The following is a 17,288-nucleotide window of genomic DNA, read 5'->3' on the forward strand; positions in this document are numbered from 1 at the left end:
CGGTACGGCCGCCGGCGGGCTACTCCGAAGTGAGTGTGGTGGGGATCTCGTACGGAGACGCGGCGAGGTCGGGGCGGCGGCCGGTCGAGTCCTCCTGGGCAGCGCCCTCCGGGGCCTGGCGTACCGCCAGCACGTCCATCCGTGCCGGGGTCCCGAGAGCAGCGCCGCAGCTCTCCGGGCGGGGCGGTCGAGAGGTCCCCTGGGCCACGGTGACCCGCCAACGGCGGCCGTCGGCGTGCGCCACGGTCACCTCCCAGCGCGGAGCCGCGCCTTCCGCAGCCACGACGGCTAGGACCCCCGCGGCGTCCTCGCCCGTCGAGGTGCGCACCGCCAGCTCGGCGGCCTGGCCGGGCCGCTCCCATGCCGAGTTGCCCCGGCAGCCCTCGGCGATCACACGGCCCGCCCGCACGGCTTCGAGGATCTCCTTGACGGCGTGTGCCCCGGTCCTGCCGTACGCGTAGCCGTACGGCAGGACCAGAAGGGTGGGTGAGAAGCGATGGCCACCCAGATGGGTGATCTCCCACGCTCCCTCTTCACCGGCGGCGGCAAGCTCGGCAGCCAGCGGTCTGCCCAGAAGAGCGCAGCAGCGGTCGCGCTTGCCGTTGGTGCAGACGAGTGCGAGCGGGGCGCCCATGTACGGGGTGCCGAAGCCGCCGTGGTCGCCGGCGCCGAGAGCCGCGAAGTCGAGGTCGAGCAACCGCCGCGGGTCCTCCACCACCTCGGAGCGCACCCAGGTGTGCCCGGGGGCGGTGTGCGCCACGTACACCTCGTGCCGCGGCGGCGCGTGGCAGTCGGCATGGCGCCCGGGGCGGCGGATCAGCGCGACACGCACGCCGGTGCCTTCGGCGGCCCTCTCCAGGGCGCGGCCGACCTCGGGAGCGAGGTGGCTGGAGGTCAGCGCCTTGGCGCCCCAGGGGCCCGGCTGTTCCACCAGGAGCCACGTCCTGGCGGTCGCCGCGGTCCCCGCGAGAGGCTCGTCCAGATCCCGCGAGGCGGTCGCGCACGTACTCACATAGGCGAGCCTAACCGCACCCAGGCCCGAGCGGTCTACACCTCTTCGGAGGAGTCCACTGGGGGAGCCGCGGGCATCGGCCGGGGCGGGCGCAGTCCGACGTACTGGCCGCTGGGGCGCATGCGCAGCGGGCGCTCGTCGTACTCCTCCAGGGCGTGCGCGATCCAGCCCGCGGTGCGGGCCACCGCGAAGATCGTCTCGCCTGCCTCCGCCGGCATACCGGACGAGGCGGTCAGGACGGCGAGGGCGAGGTCGACATTGGCGCGCAGATCCGTGTGGCGGGCGGTGGTGGCCACCACGTCGCGTGCCGCGGCGAGGGCGGGACCCGCCTTCGGCATCGTCTCCAGGAGGCCGAACAGCGCCTGCGCGCGCGGGTCCTCACCAGGGTAGAGGCGGTGGCCGAGGCCGGGGACGCGGCGGCCCGCGCGCAGTTCGTCGGCGACCACGGGCGTCGCGCTGCCCCGGTCGAGTACGTCGAGGAGCATGCGGTGGGCGAGACCGCTGGCCGCGCCGTGCAGGGGCCCCTCCAGGACGCCGAGTCCCGCCGATACCGCCGCGTAGGGGTGGGCGCGGGCGGAGGCGGCGACCCGCACGGCGAGCGTGGAGGCGGCGAGGTCGTGGTCGACGAGCAGCGCGAGGGCCGTGTCCAGGGCGTGCAGCGCGGCCTCGTCGGGCTTGACGCCGCTCAGCCGCGCCCACAGGCGCCGGGCGAGAGGGCCTTCGTCCCGGTGGGTCGGCAGGACCGGCGGGAGCGCCGCGACGAGCGTGGGAATCAGTGTGCGCGCGGTGCCGATGACCGCGTCTTCTGAGAGGTCGAAGCGGAGGGGGTCGGCGGCGCCCGCTGAGATGGCCGCGACGCGCAGCCGGTCCGTCGGTCCGCTGTGCTCGGGCAGGGCGTTGACGGCGCGGCGGGCCGCGGAGACGGTCTCCCTGGGGGCGGTGAAGCGGATGCCGGGGCGCAGGACACCGGTCCACAGCCACTCGGCGACCTCTTCGTAGGAGTGCGCCAACGCGAGCGCGGCGGCGTCGACGCCTCGGAAGTAGTAGCGGTCGTTGTCGATGAGCGTGATGCGGGTGCGCACGGAGAGTTCGTTGGCCGTGGTCGGGGCGGTGGAATCGCGTCTGTTCCTGCGGGCCAGCGCCTCGACCTCCTTCGCGTCGAACGTGCTGCCCCGTGTCCCCGGGCCGCGGCGGCTGCTGAGCTGACCGCGGCTCACGTACGCGTACACGGTCTCGGGCTTCACACCGAGCAGCTCGGCGGCCTCCTTGGTGGTCAGCCGCCGCCGTCCTTCGTGCTCGGTTCCTTGATCCGTCATGGGCGACACCGTATCCGCATCACGACGCCCGCCTCCTCGCATTGATTCAATCAATATTGACAGAAGTTCAGTCAAGCATGGACAGTCAAATCAAGTTCTGGGAGGAAGTCGAGGAAGAACATGCCGATCAATGGCTCCACCGCCACCGCCACTGCCAACCCCGCCGAGCCCGTCGAGGTCCCACGAGGACTCGCGGGTGTCGTGGTCACCGAGACCGAACTCGGAGACGTGAGGGGACATGAGGGCTTCTACCACTACCGGCAGTACTCGGCCGTCGAGCTCGCGCAGAGCCGCGGCTTCGAGGACGTATGGCACCTGATGTTCTACGGAGAGCTGCCGGACGCCGCGCAGAGGGCCGCGTTCGCCGAGCGGACCGCGACCCTGCGGCACCTCCCCGCGGAAGTCCGCGACGCGCTGCCCGTCATCGCCCGCGCCAGCGCGCTGTCGGGACCGCTCTCCGGACTGCGCACCGCCTTGTCGCTCTTCGGGGCATCGAAGGGGTTCCGCCCGGTGTACGACATCGACGGCGACCGGCGCCGCGCGGACGCCCTCGCCGCGTCCGCCGTCGTGCCGACACTGCTCACCGCGCTCTACCGGCTCGGGCAGGGCCTCGAACCCGTGGAGCCGCGGGACGACCTGTCGTACGCGTCCAACTACCTCTACATGCTCACCGGTTCGCAGCCGGATGCCGCGCGTGCGCGGGCGATTGAGCAGTACTTGATCTCCACCATTGACCACGGGTTCAACGCGTCAACATTCACCGCCCGGGTCATCACCTCGACCGGGGCGGATGTGGCGGCTTGCCTGGTGGGCGCCGTCGGCGCGCTGTCGGGGCCACTGCACGGCGGGGCGCCCAGCCGCGCCCTCGACACCCTTGACGCGATCGGGACCCGCGACCGTATCGACAGCTGGATCCGCGAGCGCGTCCTGGCGGGGGACCGCATCATGGGGTTCGGGCACCCCGTCTACCGCACTGAGGATCCGCGCTCGCGGATGCTGCGCGGCATCGCTCGGCAATTCGGCGGCGAGATGGTGGAGTTCGCGGTCGAGGTCGAGCGGCACGTCGAGGCGATCCTGGCGGAGCTGAAGCCCGGGCGTGAGTTGCACACGAACGTGGAGTTCTACGCCGGGGTCGTCATGGAGCTGTGCGGGTTGCCCCGCGAGATGTTCACGCCGACGTTCGCGGCCGCTCGGGTGGTCGGCTGGAGCGCCAACATCCTGGAGCAGGCCCGGGATTCGAAGATCATTCGTCCGGCGGCACGGTATGTGGGCCCGGCAGCGCCCCAGGCGGTTCCGGCTGACGACTGACCACGCGACGGGCGAGAGCCGCCAACGACCCGCCCGGGGGGGGATACCCGCCCGGGGGGTACCCGCTCAGGAGATGAGCGAGTACCCCCATGCTTGACGGGCCACCAGAGCGCGGAGCCCGTCGGCTGCGTCAGCCGGTGCTAGACGTCAGGGATGTCACTCTTGGCGCGTACGAGAGTCTCGCGGCTCACGATCACGATGCGTTCGTAGCTGGCGCGCGAGGCGTCCGGGGGGAGTTCCTGTTCAAGTGCCGCAGTTGCTTCTGTCCCGATGACGGCGAAGTTCCCGTCACTCAATTCGAACACGTCGGGGCACGACTGCCCTGAGGTGCTTCCTCGCTGCTGGGGAGGGACACCGACGCGGCGCACGATCTTCAAGGTATTCCAGTCTGGGAGCGGGGGATCGGGGGGAAACCGCCTTGGTTGTGGCAGGCGAGGTTTGGCAGTTGGCGTCATGGGGTAAAACGCGCGCGCCTACCTTAGGGACAGGAGTTACCGGAGACAAACTGAGCAGGTTCCTCTCGCGGGGCTGCCTCCGGCCCCTCGGATGACGGCCAAGTCGCGCTATTCGGGCGGGGGTTCACCGATCACCCACCACTCATCGGTGTCCGCGGCCTCGAGGTCTCGGATGAGTTTGTCGACCATTCGGCCCAGGCGCGCTTCGTCCGAGGACTCCAGGAGGCTGGCGCGGTGCGGTCGTGTGGCCGCCCAGTAGTTGCGGAAGATGGCGTTCTGGCAGATCAGCCGCAGATGGCCATGCAGCTCGTCCCACCCGAGATTGCCGACGCGCCAGGCCAGCAGCGCATTGGTGTACAGCGCGTTGGCGAACAGGTACTGCCGCTGAGTGCGAGCGTCCAGCGGAGTCTCGAAGGTGTCGAGGACCGCTGCCAGGTCAGGGTCGCCCATGGCGGTGCTCAGCATGTCGAACTGGAGCCGTTGCTGAGCGGCCAGGGCCGCGTGGCGGTGGTGCTCGGACCGCTCCTCCCGTTCGGCCTTCCGGCGCAGAGCCTCGTACCGGCGTTGCTGGGCGGCCAGGACTGCCAGCGCCCCCGTGGCGAAGACCAGGCCCGCCACCACGGCCGAGCCCACCCCCCGTACCCGAAAATTCCGTGTGGCCATGTCAACCCCCGAATCGGCGACCGTCCGCCGGTCGTCGGATGCGGGTCGACAGGGAGCGGACCGGCGAGCGGTGGGCGGTGCGCTTGCCGTCTCCCAGGGTGCCGAGCGGCTCTGATCGGCGGGGAGGCGGAGAGGAGGCGCACGGAAGGAAGTGGTGGTCGCACATCCCGGCGCCGTGCCCAATGTGTGCCCCGCGAGCGCCGCTAACAATCGTTCACTTCGCGGCTCGTCGGGGCGTGCCTATCCTGGGGCGGTCTTCATTCTTCGTACGGGTTCCACCACGGTCCGTGCGAACGTCGGTACGAGGGGCCCACGGTTGAACAAGCAGCAGATCCCGGTCATCGTCCTCGCCGGATTCCTGGGTTCCGGCAAGACCACCCTGCTCAACCATCTACTGCACCGCAGCGGCGGCAGCCGGATCGGGGCGATCGTCAACGACTTCGGGTCGATCGAGATCGACGCGATGTCCGTGGCAGGACAGCTCGGCGACTCCACCGTCTCGCTCGGCAACGGCTGCCTGTGCTGCGCCGTGGACGCCGGCGAACTCGACGAGTACCTGGACCGGCTGGCCAGGCCCTCCGCCGGGATCGACGTCATCGTCATCGAGGCGAGCGGGCTCGCCGAGCCGCAGGAGCTCGTGAAGATGCTGCTCGCCAGCGAGAACCCGCACATCGTGTACGGCGGGCTCGTCGAGGTCGTCGACGCCGCCGAGTTCGACGCCACCAGGGGGCGGCACCCGGAGCTGGACCGGCATCTGGGCATCGCCGACCTCGTCGTGGTCAACAAGACCGACCGGGTGCCCGACGAGGAGCGCGAGCGGATCCTCGGGGTCGTCCGCGGGCTCGCGGGGCGCGCGGCCGTCGTCGCCGCCTCGTTCGGCCGGGTCGACGTGGAACTGTTCTTCGACCGTGCGCCCGTGGGGGAGCGGGTCGGGCAGCTCTCCTTCGATGATCTGCGCGACTTCGACGAGCCGCGCGATCTCGATCATCCGAGTGATCTCGACGCTCCGCTCGACCACGAGGCGGACGGCGATCACGAGGCGGACGGCGATCACCACGATCACCTGCACTCCGCCTACGAAAGCCTCTCCTTCACCTCCGAAGCGCCCATGGAGCCGCGCTCCTTGATGGCCCTGCTCGACAGCAGGCCCGAGGGGCTCTACCGCATCAAGGGGTACGTCGATTTCGGCGCCGCCGACCCGCGGAACCGCTACCTGGTGCACGCCGTCGGCCGGTTTCTGCGCTTCTACCCGCAGCCCTGGGCCCCGGCCGAGCCCCGGCTGACCCAGCTCGTCCTCATCGGGTCCGGCATCGACGTACGCACGCTGGAGAAGGAGCTGGAGGCCTGTCGCACGTACGCCCCACAGGCCGATGAGCACGGCATGTGGGGCGTACTGCGCTACGTCCAGGAGCCGGACGACCATCCGGACGACCAGCCGGCCGGCCGGCCGGACGCGCAGCGCTAGCCGGGCGTCACTACACCGGGCCCGCCACCGCGGCCACGGGCTTCGCGAGAGAGACGCCCGAGCCGTCACGACGCGGGTCGATCTCGGGCAGCTCGGCCGGTGTGCCGTTGCGCTGGGCCGCGTGCGGCGGCGTCGGGCCCGCCCAGGCGAAGCTCAGGCAGTCCTCGCCCTTCAGGAACCGCTGGACGCGCACGCCGCCCGTGGCACGGCCCTTGCGGGGGTACTGGTCGAACGGAGTGAGCTTGGCCGTCGTCTGTACCGAGTCGTCGAGCGTGCCGCGCGAGCCCGCCACCGTGAAGACGACGGCTTCCGCCGCCGGGTCCACGGCCGTGAAGGAGATGACCTTCGCGTTGCCGGCGAGCTTGATGCCCGTCATGCCGCCCGCGGGGCGGCCCTGGGGGCGCACCTGGGAGGCTTGGTAGCGCAGCAGCTGGGCGTCGTCCGTGATGAAGACCAGGTCCTCCTCGCCGGTGCGCAGCTCGGCCGCGCCGACGATCCGGTCGCCGTCCTTGAGGGTGATGACCTCCAGCTCCTCCTTGTTGGACGGATAGTCGGGCACCACGCGCTTGACCACGCCCTGCTCGGTGCCGAGCGCCAGGCCCGGCGAGGACTCGTCGAGCGTCATCAGGCAGATCAGCTTCTCGTCCCCCGACAGGGGAAGCAGCTCCGAAACGGGCGCCCCTCCGGAGAGATTCGGCGCGCCCATGGTCTCCGGCAGCTGCGGGAGGTCCACTACGGAGAGGCGCAGCAGCCGCCCCTCGGAGGTGACCGCGCCCACCTCGCCGCGCGCCGTGGCCGGCACCGCGGACACGATCGCGTCGTGCTTGACGCGCTTGGTCTCGCCTTCCGTGAAGGGCTCGCCGTTGGCCGTGCGGGCCAGCAGGCCCGTCGACGACAGGAGCACGCGGCACGGGTCGTCCGCCACCTGGAGCGAGACCGTGGCGGCCGGGGAGCCCGCGGACTCCAGGAGAACCGTGCGCCGGTCCGTGCCGAACTTCTTGGCGACCGAGGCCAGTTCGGAGGAGACCAGCTTGCGCAGTTCGGCGTCCGACTCCAGGATGCCGGTCAGCTCGTCGATCTCGCCGTTGAGCTTGTCGCGCTCGGACTCCAGCTCGATGCGGTCGTACTTGGTCAGGCGGCGCAGCGGGGTGTCCAGGATGTACTGCGTCTGGATGTCACTGAGCGAGAAGTGCTCGATCAGGCGCTCCTTGGCCTGCGCGGAGTTCTCGCTGGAGCGGATGAGGCGGATGACCTCGTCGATGTCCAGGAGGGCGACCAGCAGCCCCTCGACCAGGTGCAGGCGGTCGCGCTTCTTGCCGCGGCGGAACTCGCTGCGGCGGCGCACCACGTTGAACCGGTGGTCGAGGTAGACCTCCAGCAGCTCCTTGAGGCCGAGGGTGAGGGGCTGGCCGTCCACCAGCGCCACGTTGTTGATGCCGAAGGACTCCTCCATCGGCGTCAGCTTGTACAGCTGCTCCAGGACGGCCTCCGGGACGAAGCCGTTCTTGATCTCGATGACCAGCCGCAGACCGTGGGAGCGGTCGGTGAGGTCCTTGACGTCGGCGATGCCCTGGAGCTTCTTCGCGCCGACCAGGTCCTTGATCTTCGAGATGACCTTCTCGGGGCCTACGGAGAAGGGCAGTTCCGTGACGATGAGGCCCTTGCGGCGCGCTGTCACGTTCTCCACGGTCACCGTCGCGCGGATCTTGAAGGAGCCGCGGCCCGATTCGTACGCGTCCTTGATGCCCGTCAGGCCGACGATCTTGCCGCCCGTGGGCAGGTCGGGGCCCGGGACGAACTTCATCAGCGTCTCGAGGTCGGCCCCCGGGTGCTTGATGAGATGGCGGGCCGCGGCGATGACCTCGCCGAGGTTGTGCGGCGGCATGTTCGTCGCCATGCCTACCGCGATGCCCGACGCGCCGTTGACCAGGAGGTTCGGATACGCCGCCGGGAGGGCGGACGGCTCCATCTCCTGGCCGTCGTAGTTCGGCTCGAAGTCGACGGTGTTCTCGTCGATCGACTCCGTCATCAGGGAGGTGGCGTCGGCCATCTTGCACTCGGTGTACCGCATGGCGGCCGGCGGGTCGTCGTTGCCGAGCGATCCGAAGTTGCCGTGGCCGTCCACCAGGGGGAGGCGCATCGAGAAGGGCTGGGCCATGCGCACCAGCGCGTCGTAGATCGACGCGTCGCCGTGGGGGTGCAACTTACCCATGACCTCGCCGACGACGCGGGCGCACTTCACATAGCCGCGGTCGGGGCGCAGGCCCATCTCGTTCATCTGGTAGACGATCCTGCGGTGCACCGGCTTCATGCCGTCGCGGGCATCAGGCAGGGCCCGGGAGTAGATGACCGAATACGCGTACTCGAGGAAGGAGCCCTGCATCTCGTCGACGACGTCGATGTCGAGGATCTTCTCCTCGAACGAGTCGTCGGGCGGCGGGGTCTTCGTGCTGCGGCGGGCCATCGCTGCTGCGGCTCCTTCACCAACAAGTGCGGGATCTGACGCCGACCATTGTGGACTGTCCCACTGACAACGCCGACCACGACCCGTGCGTCGGCGGCATCACTCCTGACTACGCCGAGGGCGGACCGGGAACTTCGTCAGGTGTCCGCACGCTTGCATACAGTGGCAGGACTGGCAGCAATTGTTCTGAACCCAGCGATGATCACGACGATCCAGCGATCGAAGGGACGTACATGCCCATGGGTCACACGGCCACAGCCGAGGCCGGCTCCGGCGGCCTGACAGCGACCGAGCACCGGCTGGCCAATGGCCTGCGCGTGGTGCTCTCCGAGGACCACCTGACCCCGGTCGCCGCGGTCTGCCTCTGGTACGACGTCGGCTCCCGCCACGAGGTCAAGGGGCGAACCGGCCTCGCTCACCTTTTCGAGCACCTGATGTTCCAGGGCTCGAAGCAGGTGCCCGGCAACGGCCACTTCGAGTTGGTCCAGGGCGCGGGCGGCTCGCTCAACGGCACGACGAGCTTCGAGCGCACCAACTACTTCGAGACGATGCCCGCCCACCAGTTGGAGCTGGCCCTGTGGCTCGAGGCCGACCGGATGGGCTCGCTGCTCTCCGCGCTCGACGAGGAGTCCATGGAGAACCAGCGCGACGTCGTCAAGAACGAGCGCCGCCAGCGCTACGACAACGTCCCGTACGGGACCGCCTTCGAGAAGCTGACCGCGCTCTCGTACCCGGAGGGCCACCCCTACCACCACACACCGATCGGCTCCATGGCCGACCTGGACGCGGCCACCCTTGAGGACGCCCGCGCGTTCTTCCGCACGTACTACGCGCCCAACAACGCGGTGCTGTCGGTCGTCGGCGACATCGACCCGGAGCAGACGCTCGCCTGGGTCGAGAAGTACTTCGGGTCGATCCCCTCCCACGACGGCAAACAGCCCCCGCGGGACGGCTCCCTCCCGGAGCGCATCGGCGAGGAGCTGCGCGAGGTCGTCGAGGAGGAGGTCCCGGCGCGCGCCCTGATGGCCGCCTACCGCCTCCCCGAGGACGGCACGCGCGCGTGCGACGCGGCCGACCTGGCGCTGACCGTCCTCGGCAGCGGCGACTCCTCCCGGCTCTACAACCGGCTCGTGCGCCGCGACCGTACCGCCGTCGCGGCCGGGTTCGGGCTGCTGCGCCTGGCCGGCGCGCCCTCGCTCGGCTGGTTGGACGTGAAGACCTCCGGCGATGTCGAGGTCCCGGTCATCGAGGCCGCCGTCGACGAGGAACTCGCCCGGTTCGCCGCGGAGGGTCCCACTCCGGAGGAGATGGAGCGCGCCCAGGCACAGCTGGAGCGCGAGTGGCTCGACCGGCTCGGCACGGTCGCGGGCCGCGCGGACGAACTCTGCCGGTACGCGGTCCTGTTCGGCGACCCGCAGCTCGCCCTCACCGCCGTCCAGCGCGTCCTGGACGTCACCGCGGAGGAGGTCCAGGAGGTCGCCAAGGCCCGCCTGCGCCCCGACAACCGCGCGGTCCTCGTGTACGAGCCCGTGACGGCCACCGACGGCGCCGACGAGACCGACGAGGAAGAGGAGGCGGCGAAGTGAGCGAGGCCGCGACGATGCAGTTCCACCCGCAGCCCCAGGCCGGCCAGGCCAAGCCGTGGGCCTTCCCCGCCCCCGAGCGCTCCACCCTGCCCAACGGCCTCACGGTGCTGCGCTGCGACCGCCCCGGCCAGCAGGTCGTCGCCGTCGAGGTCAACCTCGAGGCGCCTTTGGACGCCGAGCCGGAGGGCCTCGACGGCGTCGCCACCATCATGGCGAGGGCCTTCAACGAAGGCACCGACAAGCACTCCGCGGAGGAGTTCGCCGCCGAGCTCGACCGCTGCGGCGCCACGATGGACGCGCACGCCGACCACCCCGGCGTCCGGGTCTCCCTCGAAGTCCCGGTCTCCCGCCTCCCCAAGGCGCTCGGCCTGCTCTCCGACGCCCTGCGCGCCCCCGCCTTCGCGGACAGCGAGATCGAGCGCCTCGTCCGGAACCGCCTGGACGAGATCCCGCACGAGGCCGCCAATCCCGCGCGCCGCGCCGCCAAGGAGCTGTCCAGGCAGCTGTTCCCGGCGACCTCGCGCATCTCCCGCCCCCGCCAGGGCACCGAGGAGACGGTCACCGCCATCGACTCGGCCGCGGTGCGCGCCTTCTACGAGAAGCACGTCCGCCCCGCCACGGCCGCCCTGGTGGTCGTCGGCGACCTCGCGGGCACCGACCTGGACGCCGTCCTCGCGGACACCGTCGGCACCTGGACGGGCGGCACCGCCGAGGCCCGCCCGATGCCGCCGATCACCGCCGACGACACGGGCCGCGTCGTCATCGTGGACCGCCCCGGAGCCGTCCAGACGCAGCTCCTCATCGGCCGCATCGGCCCGGACCGGCACGACAGGATCTGGCCCGCCCAGGTCCTCGGCACGTACTGCCTGGGCGGCACCCTCACCTCCCGCCTGGACCGCGTCCTGCGCGAGGAGAAGGGATACACCTACGGCGTACGGGCGTTCAGCCAGGTCCTGCGCTCCGCCCCGGACGGCACGGGCGCCGCGATGCTCGCCATCAGCGGATCGGTGGACACCGAGTCCACGGGTCCCGCGCTCGACGACCTCTGGAAGGTCCTGCGCACGCTCGCCGCGGAGGGCCTGACCGACGCCGAGCGCGACGTGGCGGTGCAGAACCTGGTGGGCGTTGCCCCGCTCAAGTTCGAGATGGCCTCCTCCGTGGCCGCCACGCTCGCCGACCAGGTCGAGCAGAACCTCCCGGACGACTTCCAGGCGCAGCTCTACCGGCAGTTGGCGGCGACCGGCACCGTGGAGGCCACCGCGGCCGTCGTGAGCGCCTTCCCGGAGGACCACCTGGTGACGGTCCTCGTCGGGGATGCCGCACAGATCGAGGAGCCCGTCAGGGCGCTCGGCATCGGCGAAGTGAGTGTGGTCACGGGCTGAGTGACAGGTAGGACATATCGGGCCCCGGCGACCTTTTCGGCCGTCGGGGTCCCCATATGTCCGAATTCATATGGAGGTTGCCTGTCTGCCGTGTGGCGTGCGCTACAAAACTCGCGTTCTGTTTGTCGATTGACAGACGGCACGTTTAGCGTCAGTCCGTCTGTTCGTCACGCAGTACGTCGCACCCGCGGCACCGGACAGTCATCGCCGAGTCCCCGTACGGCGCGAGCCAGGGGAGCCGGGGACCCACATGTCCCCTGGGGTGAATCGGGCACCTTGCCGTCAGGCGAGGGGCTCGTAGGAGACCTTCCTGCTCCGAACCCGTCAGCTAACCCGGTAGGCGAGAAGGAAGGAAAGGATCAGCCGCTTCATGGCGTTCACCCGTGCCACCGGGAAGCACCGTCGTCCCAGCCGCCTCACCCGCACCACTGCGAACGTCGCGGGTGTCGCCGCGCTCACCACCACCGGCGTCATCGGCGGCATGGCCGCCCCCGCGCTCGCCGCCGCCGACGACGCGGCCCTCGAGCACACCGGACTCACCCAGGCGATATCCGTCGGCGGTTCACTCGCCGAGACGATCGACGCGCAGGCCGCCGCCCAGCGGCAGGCCGCCGACGACGCGGCCGCCGCCAAGCTGGCCGAAGCGGCCGCCAAGAAGAAGGCCGCGGAGGACAAGCGCAAGGCCGAGGCCGAGGCCAAGGTGAAGGCCAAGAAGGAGCGCGAGGCCAAGGAGCGCGCCGCCCGGGAGGCCGAGCGCAAGCGCCTGAACACCTACGTCTCCCCGATCGCCGGCTCGTACGTCTCCACGGGCTACCAGACCGGTGGCGCCATGTGGTCCTCCGGCAGCCACACGGGCGTCGACTTCCACGCCGCGTCCGGCACCACGGTCCACGCCGTCGGCGGCGGCACCGTCGTCGAGGCGGGCTGGGGCGGCGCCTACGGCAACAACGTCGTGATCAAGATGAACGACGGTACGTACACCCAGTACGGCCACATGTCGTCCCTCAGCGTCACCGTCGGCCAGACGGTCACCCCGGGCCAGCAGATAGGCCTCTCGGGCTCCACCGGCAACTCCAGTGGCCCGCACCTCCACTTCGAGGCCCGCACCGGCGCCGACTACGGCTCGGACATCGACCCCGTGGCGTACCTCCGCTCGCACGGCGTCAACGTCTGACCGCCCCGCACTTCACCGAAGGCCCCGGCTCCCCCGAGCCGGGGCCTTCGTCGTTTCCGGACCGCCCGTTTCCCGGCCCGTCCGCCTTTGGCCAAAAGATATCCATGGATTCCGGCCCGCCATCGGAAAATCCGATGCCCTGCAATAGAGTCGCTGAACGAGCGTCGGTCGACCGCGTTTCGCGGGGATTAAGGCGGAGGTCCGGTCATGCGCATTCCCGCGCACTCGGTATGCACGGCCATCCGGGACGACATTGTCTCCGGTGTCTACGAAAGGGGCGGTCGGCTCGCCGAGGAGCTTCTCGCGCGCCGGTACGGCGTCTCGCGCGTCCCTGTGCGCGAGGCCCTGCGCACCCTGGAGGCCGAGGGCTTCGTCGTCACGCGGCGGCACGCGGGCGCCTGTGTCGCCGAGCCCACGGAGCAGGAGGCCGCCGACCTCCTGGAGCTGCGCACGCTGCTCGAACCCCTCGCCGCGGCCCGCGCCGCCCAGCGCCGCACCGACGCGCACCTCAAGGTCCTGCGCGGCCTCGTCCGGCTGGGCCAGCAGCGGTCACGAAAGGGCCAGGGGGAGGATCTGCGCTCGCTGGACGGCTGGTTCCACGAGACGCTCGCCCAGGCATCCGGCAGCCCCGGCCTCATCACGCTGCTCACCCAGCTCCGGCACAAGATCGCCTGGATGTACGTCGTAGAGCCCCCGGCCGCGCCGGTCGAGTCCTGGGCCGAGCACGCGGCGATCGTCGACGCGGTGGCCCGCGGGGACGCAGACCGGGCCAGGGCGCTCACCACGAGCCACGCGGAGCGGGCGAACTCCGCGCACCGATTGCGCCATTCACCACGGGGCGGGCGTGACGCACCGCGGGGTGGCCGCGTGAGGGATATGCAACATGACGTAAACACGGCGGGCTTCCCGAGTTAACGCACATGTCGTATACAAAGAAGGTGCCGAGGAGAGCATCGCCGCGGGAATTTAGGAGCGGCTATTCGTGCTGCCCGAGGCGGCTATTTGTGCTTTCCGAATAAGTCTGCTGCCTTTCTCGGGAAAACGAAGGGCACCCATAAATCGACGAAGGGCCCACCCCGTATTCCAGGGTGGGCCCTTCGAAGGGAACTGCGTGGTTCAGACCGTCTCGGGGAGCTCCTCAAGGCCCTCCGCGACCAGCTTCGCCAGACGGTCGAGGGCGGCGTCCGCACCCTCGGCGTCGGAGGCGAGCACGATCTCCTCGCCGCCCTGGGCGCCCAGGCCGAGCACCGCGAGCATCGAGGCGGCGTTGACCGGGTTGCCGTCGGCCTTGGCGATCGTCACGGGGACGCCGGCGGCCGTGGCCGCGCGGACGAAGATGGAGGCGGGTCGGGCGTGGAGGCCCTCGGCCCAGCCGACGTTGACGCGGCGCTCAGCCATGTGTTGCTGCCCTTCCAGGTGTTTCACACTTGTCTAGACCAGTGTCTCATGCCGTCGCGAGTGCTCCGCCGGCCCGACGGCCCCTCCCAGCCTGCCCCGGTCCAGACGGCCCCGCGACCCGTACCCTGGCCCCATGCAGACCCCGTCGGATCAGCAGGATCGGCACGACTACCCCTCCCACTGGGAAGCCGATGTGGTGCTGCGTGACGGAGGCACCGCCCGGATCAGGCCCATCACCACCGAGGACGCGGACCGCCTGGTCAGCTTCTACGAGCAGGTCTCGGACGAGTCGAAGTACTACCGCTTCTTCGCCCCCTACCCCCGCCTGTCCGCCAAGGACGTGCGCCGCTTCACCCACCACGACCAGGTGGACCGGGTGGGGCTCGCGGCCACGGTGGGCGGTGAGTTCATCGCCACCGTCCGCTACGACCGCATCGACGAGCGCGGCATGGCCGCCAGCGCGCCCGCCGACGAGGCCGAGGTCGCCTTCCTCGTGCAGGACGCCCACCAGGGCCGTGGCGTGGCCTCCACGCTCCTCGAACACATCGCGGCGGTCGCCAGGGAGCGCGGCATCCGGCGCTTCGTGGCCGAGGTCCTGCCCGCCAACACCAAGATGATCAAGGTGTTCACGGACGCCGGCTACCAGCAGAAGCGCAGCTTCGAGGACGGCGTCGTACGCCTGGAGTTCGACCTGGAGCCCACCGACCGCTCGCTCGCCGTGCAGCGCGCCCGCGAGCAGCGTGCCGAGGGGCGCTCCGTGCAGCGGCTGCTGACGCCGCGCTCGGTCGCGGTGATCGGCGTGGGCCGTACCCCCGGAGGCGTGGGCCGCAGCGTACTGCGCAACCTCAAGGAGGCCGGGTTCACCGGGAGCCTGTACGCGGTGAACAGCGCGTTCGCCGAGGGTGCCGAGGGCGCCGAGCTCGACGGGGTGCCCGCGTGCCGCTCCGTGGCGGCCATCGAGGAGCCGGTCGACCTCGCCGTGATCGCCGTGCCCGCCCACCGCGTGCCCCAGGTCGTCACCGAGTGCGGTGAGCGCGGGGTGCAGGGCCTGGTGGTGCTCTCCGCCGGGTACGGCGAGAGCGGTGCCGAGGGACGCGGACGCCAGCGCGAACTGGTGCGCCAGGCACGTTCGTACGGCATGCGCATCATCGGCCCCAACGCCTTCGGTGTCATCAACACCTCGCCCCAGGCGCGGCTCAACGCCTCGCTCGCTCCCGAGCCCCCCGCGCGCGGGCGCATCGGTCTGTTCACCCAGTCCGGCGCCATCGGCATCGCGCTGCTGTCCGGGTTGCACCGCCGGGGCGCCGGCCTGTCCACGTTCGTCGGCTCCGGGAACCGCGCCGACGTGTCCGGCAACGACGTCCTTCAGTACTGGTACGAGGACCCGGACACCGACATCGCCCTGATGTACCTGGAGACCATCGGCAACCCCCGCAAGTTCACCCGCCTCGCGCGCCGCGCCGCGACCGCGAAGCCGCTCGTCGTGGTGCAGGGCGCCCGGCACAGCGGGATCACGCCCACGGGGCACGCGGTACAGGCCACGCGGCTGCCGCACGCCACGGTGTCGGCGCTGCTGCGCCAGGCCGGAGTCATCCGCGTGGAGACCGTCACGGAGATGGTCGACGCGGGCCTGCTGCTCGCGGGGCAGCCGCTGCCGTCCGGCCCCCGGGTGGGCATCCTCGGCAACTCCGAGTCGCTGGGGCTGCTCACGTACGACGCGTGTGTCGCCGACGGGCTGCGCCCGCTGCCGCCCCGCGACCTCACGACCGGCGCCACACCGGCCGACTTCCGGGCCGCGCTCGCCGAGGCGCTGTCGGACGACGGGTGCGACGCGGTGATCGTCAACGCCATTCCCTGGGTGCGGGAGGACGGGGTCTCCGCCGACCCCGAGACGCTGGCCACGGAGCTGCGGGCCGCCGCGGCGGGGTGCCCCGCCAAGCCCGTCGCCGTGGTCCACGTCGAACTCGGCGGCCTCGCCGAGGCGCTGTCCGCGGCCACCAGCACCCGGCCCGACGCCCGGCCGAAGGCGCCCACGGGAGCCACGGACCCCCAGCCCCGCGTGCCCGCCGCGGCGTCGGCCGGACCGGACCCGGCCCCCACCGCCGCCGCGGAGCCCGCCGAAGCTCCCGCGGAGCAGTACCGCATCCCCGCCTACCCCGCCGCCGAGCGAGCCGTCCGTGCCCTCGCCGAAGCCGTCAAGTACGCGCAGTGGCGCCGCGACGCCGCCGAGCCGGGGAAGGTCCACGAGTACGACGACATCGACGAGAGCGGCACCGCCGAGCGCATCGCGGAGCTGCTGGCCAAGGACGACGACCCCCGTGGCGCCACCCTCGCCGCCGCCGACGCCCACGAACTGCTCGGGCGGTACGGCATCCGCGTACGACAGGCCCTGCCCGCCCCCGGCCCGGACGCCGCCGCGGAAGCCGCGCGCACGCTCGGCTACCCCGTGGCCCTGAAGACCACGGCCCCGCACCTGCGCCACCGCGCCGACCTCGGAGGCGTGCGGCTCGACCTCGCCGACGAGGAGCAACTGCGCAGGGCCTATCAAGAGTTGATCGACACCTTCGGCAAGCCCGCCGAGCTGCGGCCCGTCGTCCAGGGCATGGCGCCGCGCGGCGTCGACACCGTCGTGCGCGCCGTCATCGACCCGGCGGCCGGCGCGGTGCTCTCCTTCGGGCTCGCGGGCGCCGCGTCCGAACTGCTCGGCGACACCGCTCACCGCCTCATCCCGGTCACCGACCGCGAGGCCGGTTCCCTGATCAGATCCATCAGGACCGCGCCCCTCCTGTTCGGCTGGCGCGGCTCGGCCCCTGTGGACACCCCGGCCCTCGAAGAGCTGCTCCAGCGGGTCTCCCGGCTCGTCGACGATCACCCCGAGGTCGTCGGCGTCTCCCTGGAGCCGGTGGTCGTCGCCCGGCGCGGCCTCTCCGTGCTCGGTGCCTCCGTCCGCCTCGCGCCCCCGCCCGCCCGCGACGACCTCGGCCCGCGCACGCTCCCCGGCTACTGAACCGCGCTCCCCGGGCACCGGGGCGGCCACAGGGGCCCGTGCGCCCCGCACCGGGCCG

Annotated in this window: 13 protein-coding genes and 1 riboswitch; of the genes, 7 read left to right on the forward strand and 6 right to left on the reverse strand. The window is 71.3% G+C overall.

The genetic code is table 11. The annotated features are described in order from the left end of the window. Window positions 1-19 precede the first annotated feature (19 nt). Together CP975_RS26860 and CP975_RS26865 are read right to left on the reverse strand one after the other, a co-directional pair. Window positions 20-1,012: a ferredoxin family protein gene (locus tag CP975_RS26860; protein WP_150477434.1), complete on the reverse strand. Its 993-nt coding sequence runs from the start codon at window positions 1,010-1,012 to the stop codon at window positions 20-22. 35 nt (window positions 1,013-1,047) lie between these two features. Then, the gene (locus CP975_RS26865; RefSeq protein WP_055531398.1) at window positions 1,048-2,328 is read right to left on the reverse strand and encodes a citrate synthase family protein; all 1,281 of its coding nucleotides are present in this window, start codon (window positions 2,326-2,328) and stop codon (window positions 1,048-1,050) included. Between the two features lie 120 nt (window positions 2,329-2,448). Between CP975_RS26865 and CP975_RS26870 the strand changes: the two genes are divergently transcribed. After that, complete coding sequence (locus tag CP975_RS26870) at window positions 2,449-3,636, forward strand: citrate synthase/methylcitrate synthase (RefSeq protein ID WP_055531396.1); 1,188 nt, start codon at window positions 2,449-2,451, stop codon at window positions 3,634-3,636. 140 nt (window positions 3,637-3,776) lie between these two features. On the opposite strand, the gene CP975_RS26875 is transcribed toward CP975_RS26870, so the two are convergent. Both CP975_RS26875 and CP975_RS26880 read right to left on the reverse strand, forming a co-directional pair. Further along, window positions 3,777-4,013, reverse strand: a complete 237-nt coding sequence (locus tag CP975_RS26875) for a hypothetical protein (protein ID WP_030778658.1) — start codon at window positions 4,011-4,013, stop codon at window positions 3,777-3,779. A 186-nt stretch (window positions 4,014-4,199) separates the two neighbouring features. Next, window positions 4,200-4,754, reverse strand: coding sequence for a DUF6082 family protein (locus tag CP975_RS26880; RefSeq protein WP_055531394.1), 555 nt, complete (start codon window positions 4,752-4,754; stop codon window positions 4,200-4,202). 316 nt (window positions 4,755-5,070) lie between these two features. Between CP975_RS26880 and CP975_RS26885 the strand changes: the two genes are divergently transcribed. Then, the gene (locus CP975_RS26885) at window positions 5,071-6,219 is read left to right on the forward strand and encodes a CobW family GTP-binding protein (RefSeq protein WP_055531392.1); all 1,149 of its coding nucleotides are present in this window, start codon (window positions 5,071-5,073) and stop codon (window positions 6,217-6,219) included. A 10-nt stretch (window positions 6,220-6,229) separates the two neighbouring features. Here the strand turns inward: CP975_RS26885 and CP975_RS26890 are convergent, their stop codons facing one another. After that, window positions 6,230-8,683 (reverse strand): DNA gyrase/topoisomerase IV subunit A, encoded by a 2,454-nt coding sequence (locus CP975_RS26890; RefSeq protein ID WP_055531390.1) that lies wholly within the window; start codon window positions 8,681-8,683, stop codon window positions 6,230-6,232. Between the two features lie 233 nt (window positions 8,684-8,916). Between CP975_RS26890 and CP975_RS26895 the strand changes: the two genes are divergently transcribed. The 4 genes from CP975_RS26895 (at window position 8,917) to CP975_RS26910 (ending at window position 13,740) form a co-directional block, all read left to right on the forward strand. Then, entirely contained in the window at window positions 8,917-10,269 is a 1,353-nt protein-coding gene (locus tag CP975_RS26895; RefSeq protein WP_055531388.1) for a M16 family metallopeptidase, read from the forward strand. Beyond that, the gene (locus CP975_RS26900) at window positions 10,266-11,651 is read left to right on the forward strand and encodes a M16 family metallopeptidase (protein ID WP_055531385.1); all 1,386 of its coding nucleotides are present in this window, start codon (window positions 10,266-10,268) and stop codon (window positions 11,649-11,651) included. The genes CP975_RS26895 and CP975_RS26900 overlap by 4 nt, the downstream gene beginning before the upstream one ends. 195 nt (window positions 11,652-11,846) lie before the next feature. Continuing rightward, window positions 11,847-12,008, forward strand: a riboswitch (cyclic di-AMP (ydaO/yuaA leader). 13 nt (window positions 12,009-12,021) lie between these two features. Then, a complete protein-coding gene (locus CP975_RS26905; RefSeq protein ID WP_055531383.1) occupies window positions 12,022-12,825 on the forward strand; it encodes a M23 family metallopeptidase in 804 nt (267 codons plus the stop codon). Window positions 12,826-13,032: 207 nt separating this feature from the next. Beyond that, window positions 13,033-13,740 carry a GntR family transcriptional regulator gene (locus CP975_RS26910; RefSeq protein ID WP_055531381.1) on the forward strand — a complete coding sequence of 236 codons (708 nt, stop codon included), beginning with the start codon at window positions 13,033-13,035 and terminating at the stop codon, window positions 13,738-13,740. Window positions 13,741-13,941: 201 nt separating this feature from the next. On the opposite strand, the gene CP975_RS26915 is transcribed toward CP975_RS26910, so the two are convergent. Further along, window positions 13,942-14,223, reverse strand: coding sequence for an HPr family phosphocarrier protein (locus tag CP975_RS26915; protein ID WP_030021209.1), 282 nt, complete (start codon window positions 14,221-14,223; stop codon window positions 13,942-13,944). A gap of 133 nt (window positions 14,224-14,356) precedes the next feature. Between CP975_RS26915 and CP975_RS26920 the strand changes: the two genes are divergently transcribed. Continuing rightward, window positions 14,357-17,230 (forward strand): bifunctional acetate--CoA ligase family protein/GNAT family N-acetyltransferase, encoded by a 2,874-nt coding sequence (locus tag CP975_RS26920; protein ID WP_055531379.1) that lies wholly within the window; start codon window positions 14,357-14,359, stop codon window positions 17,228-17,230. The last annotated feature ends 58 nt before the right edge of the window (window positions 17,231-17,288 follow it).

The organism is Streptomyces alboniger (assembly GCF_008704395.1).
GTDB lineage: Bacteria > Actinomycetota > Actinomycetes > Streptomycetales > Streptomycetaceae > Streptomyces > Streptomyces alboniger.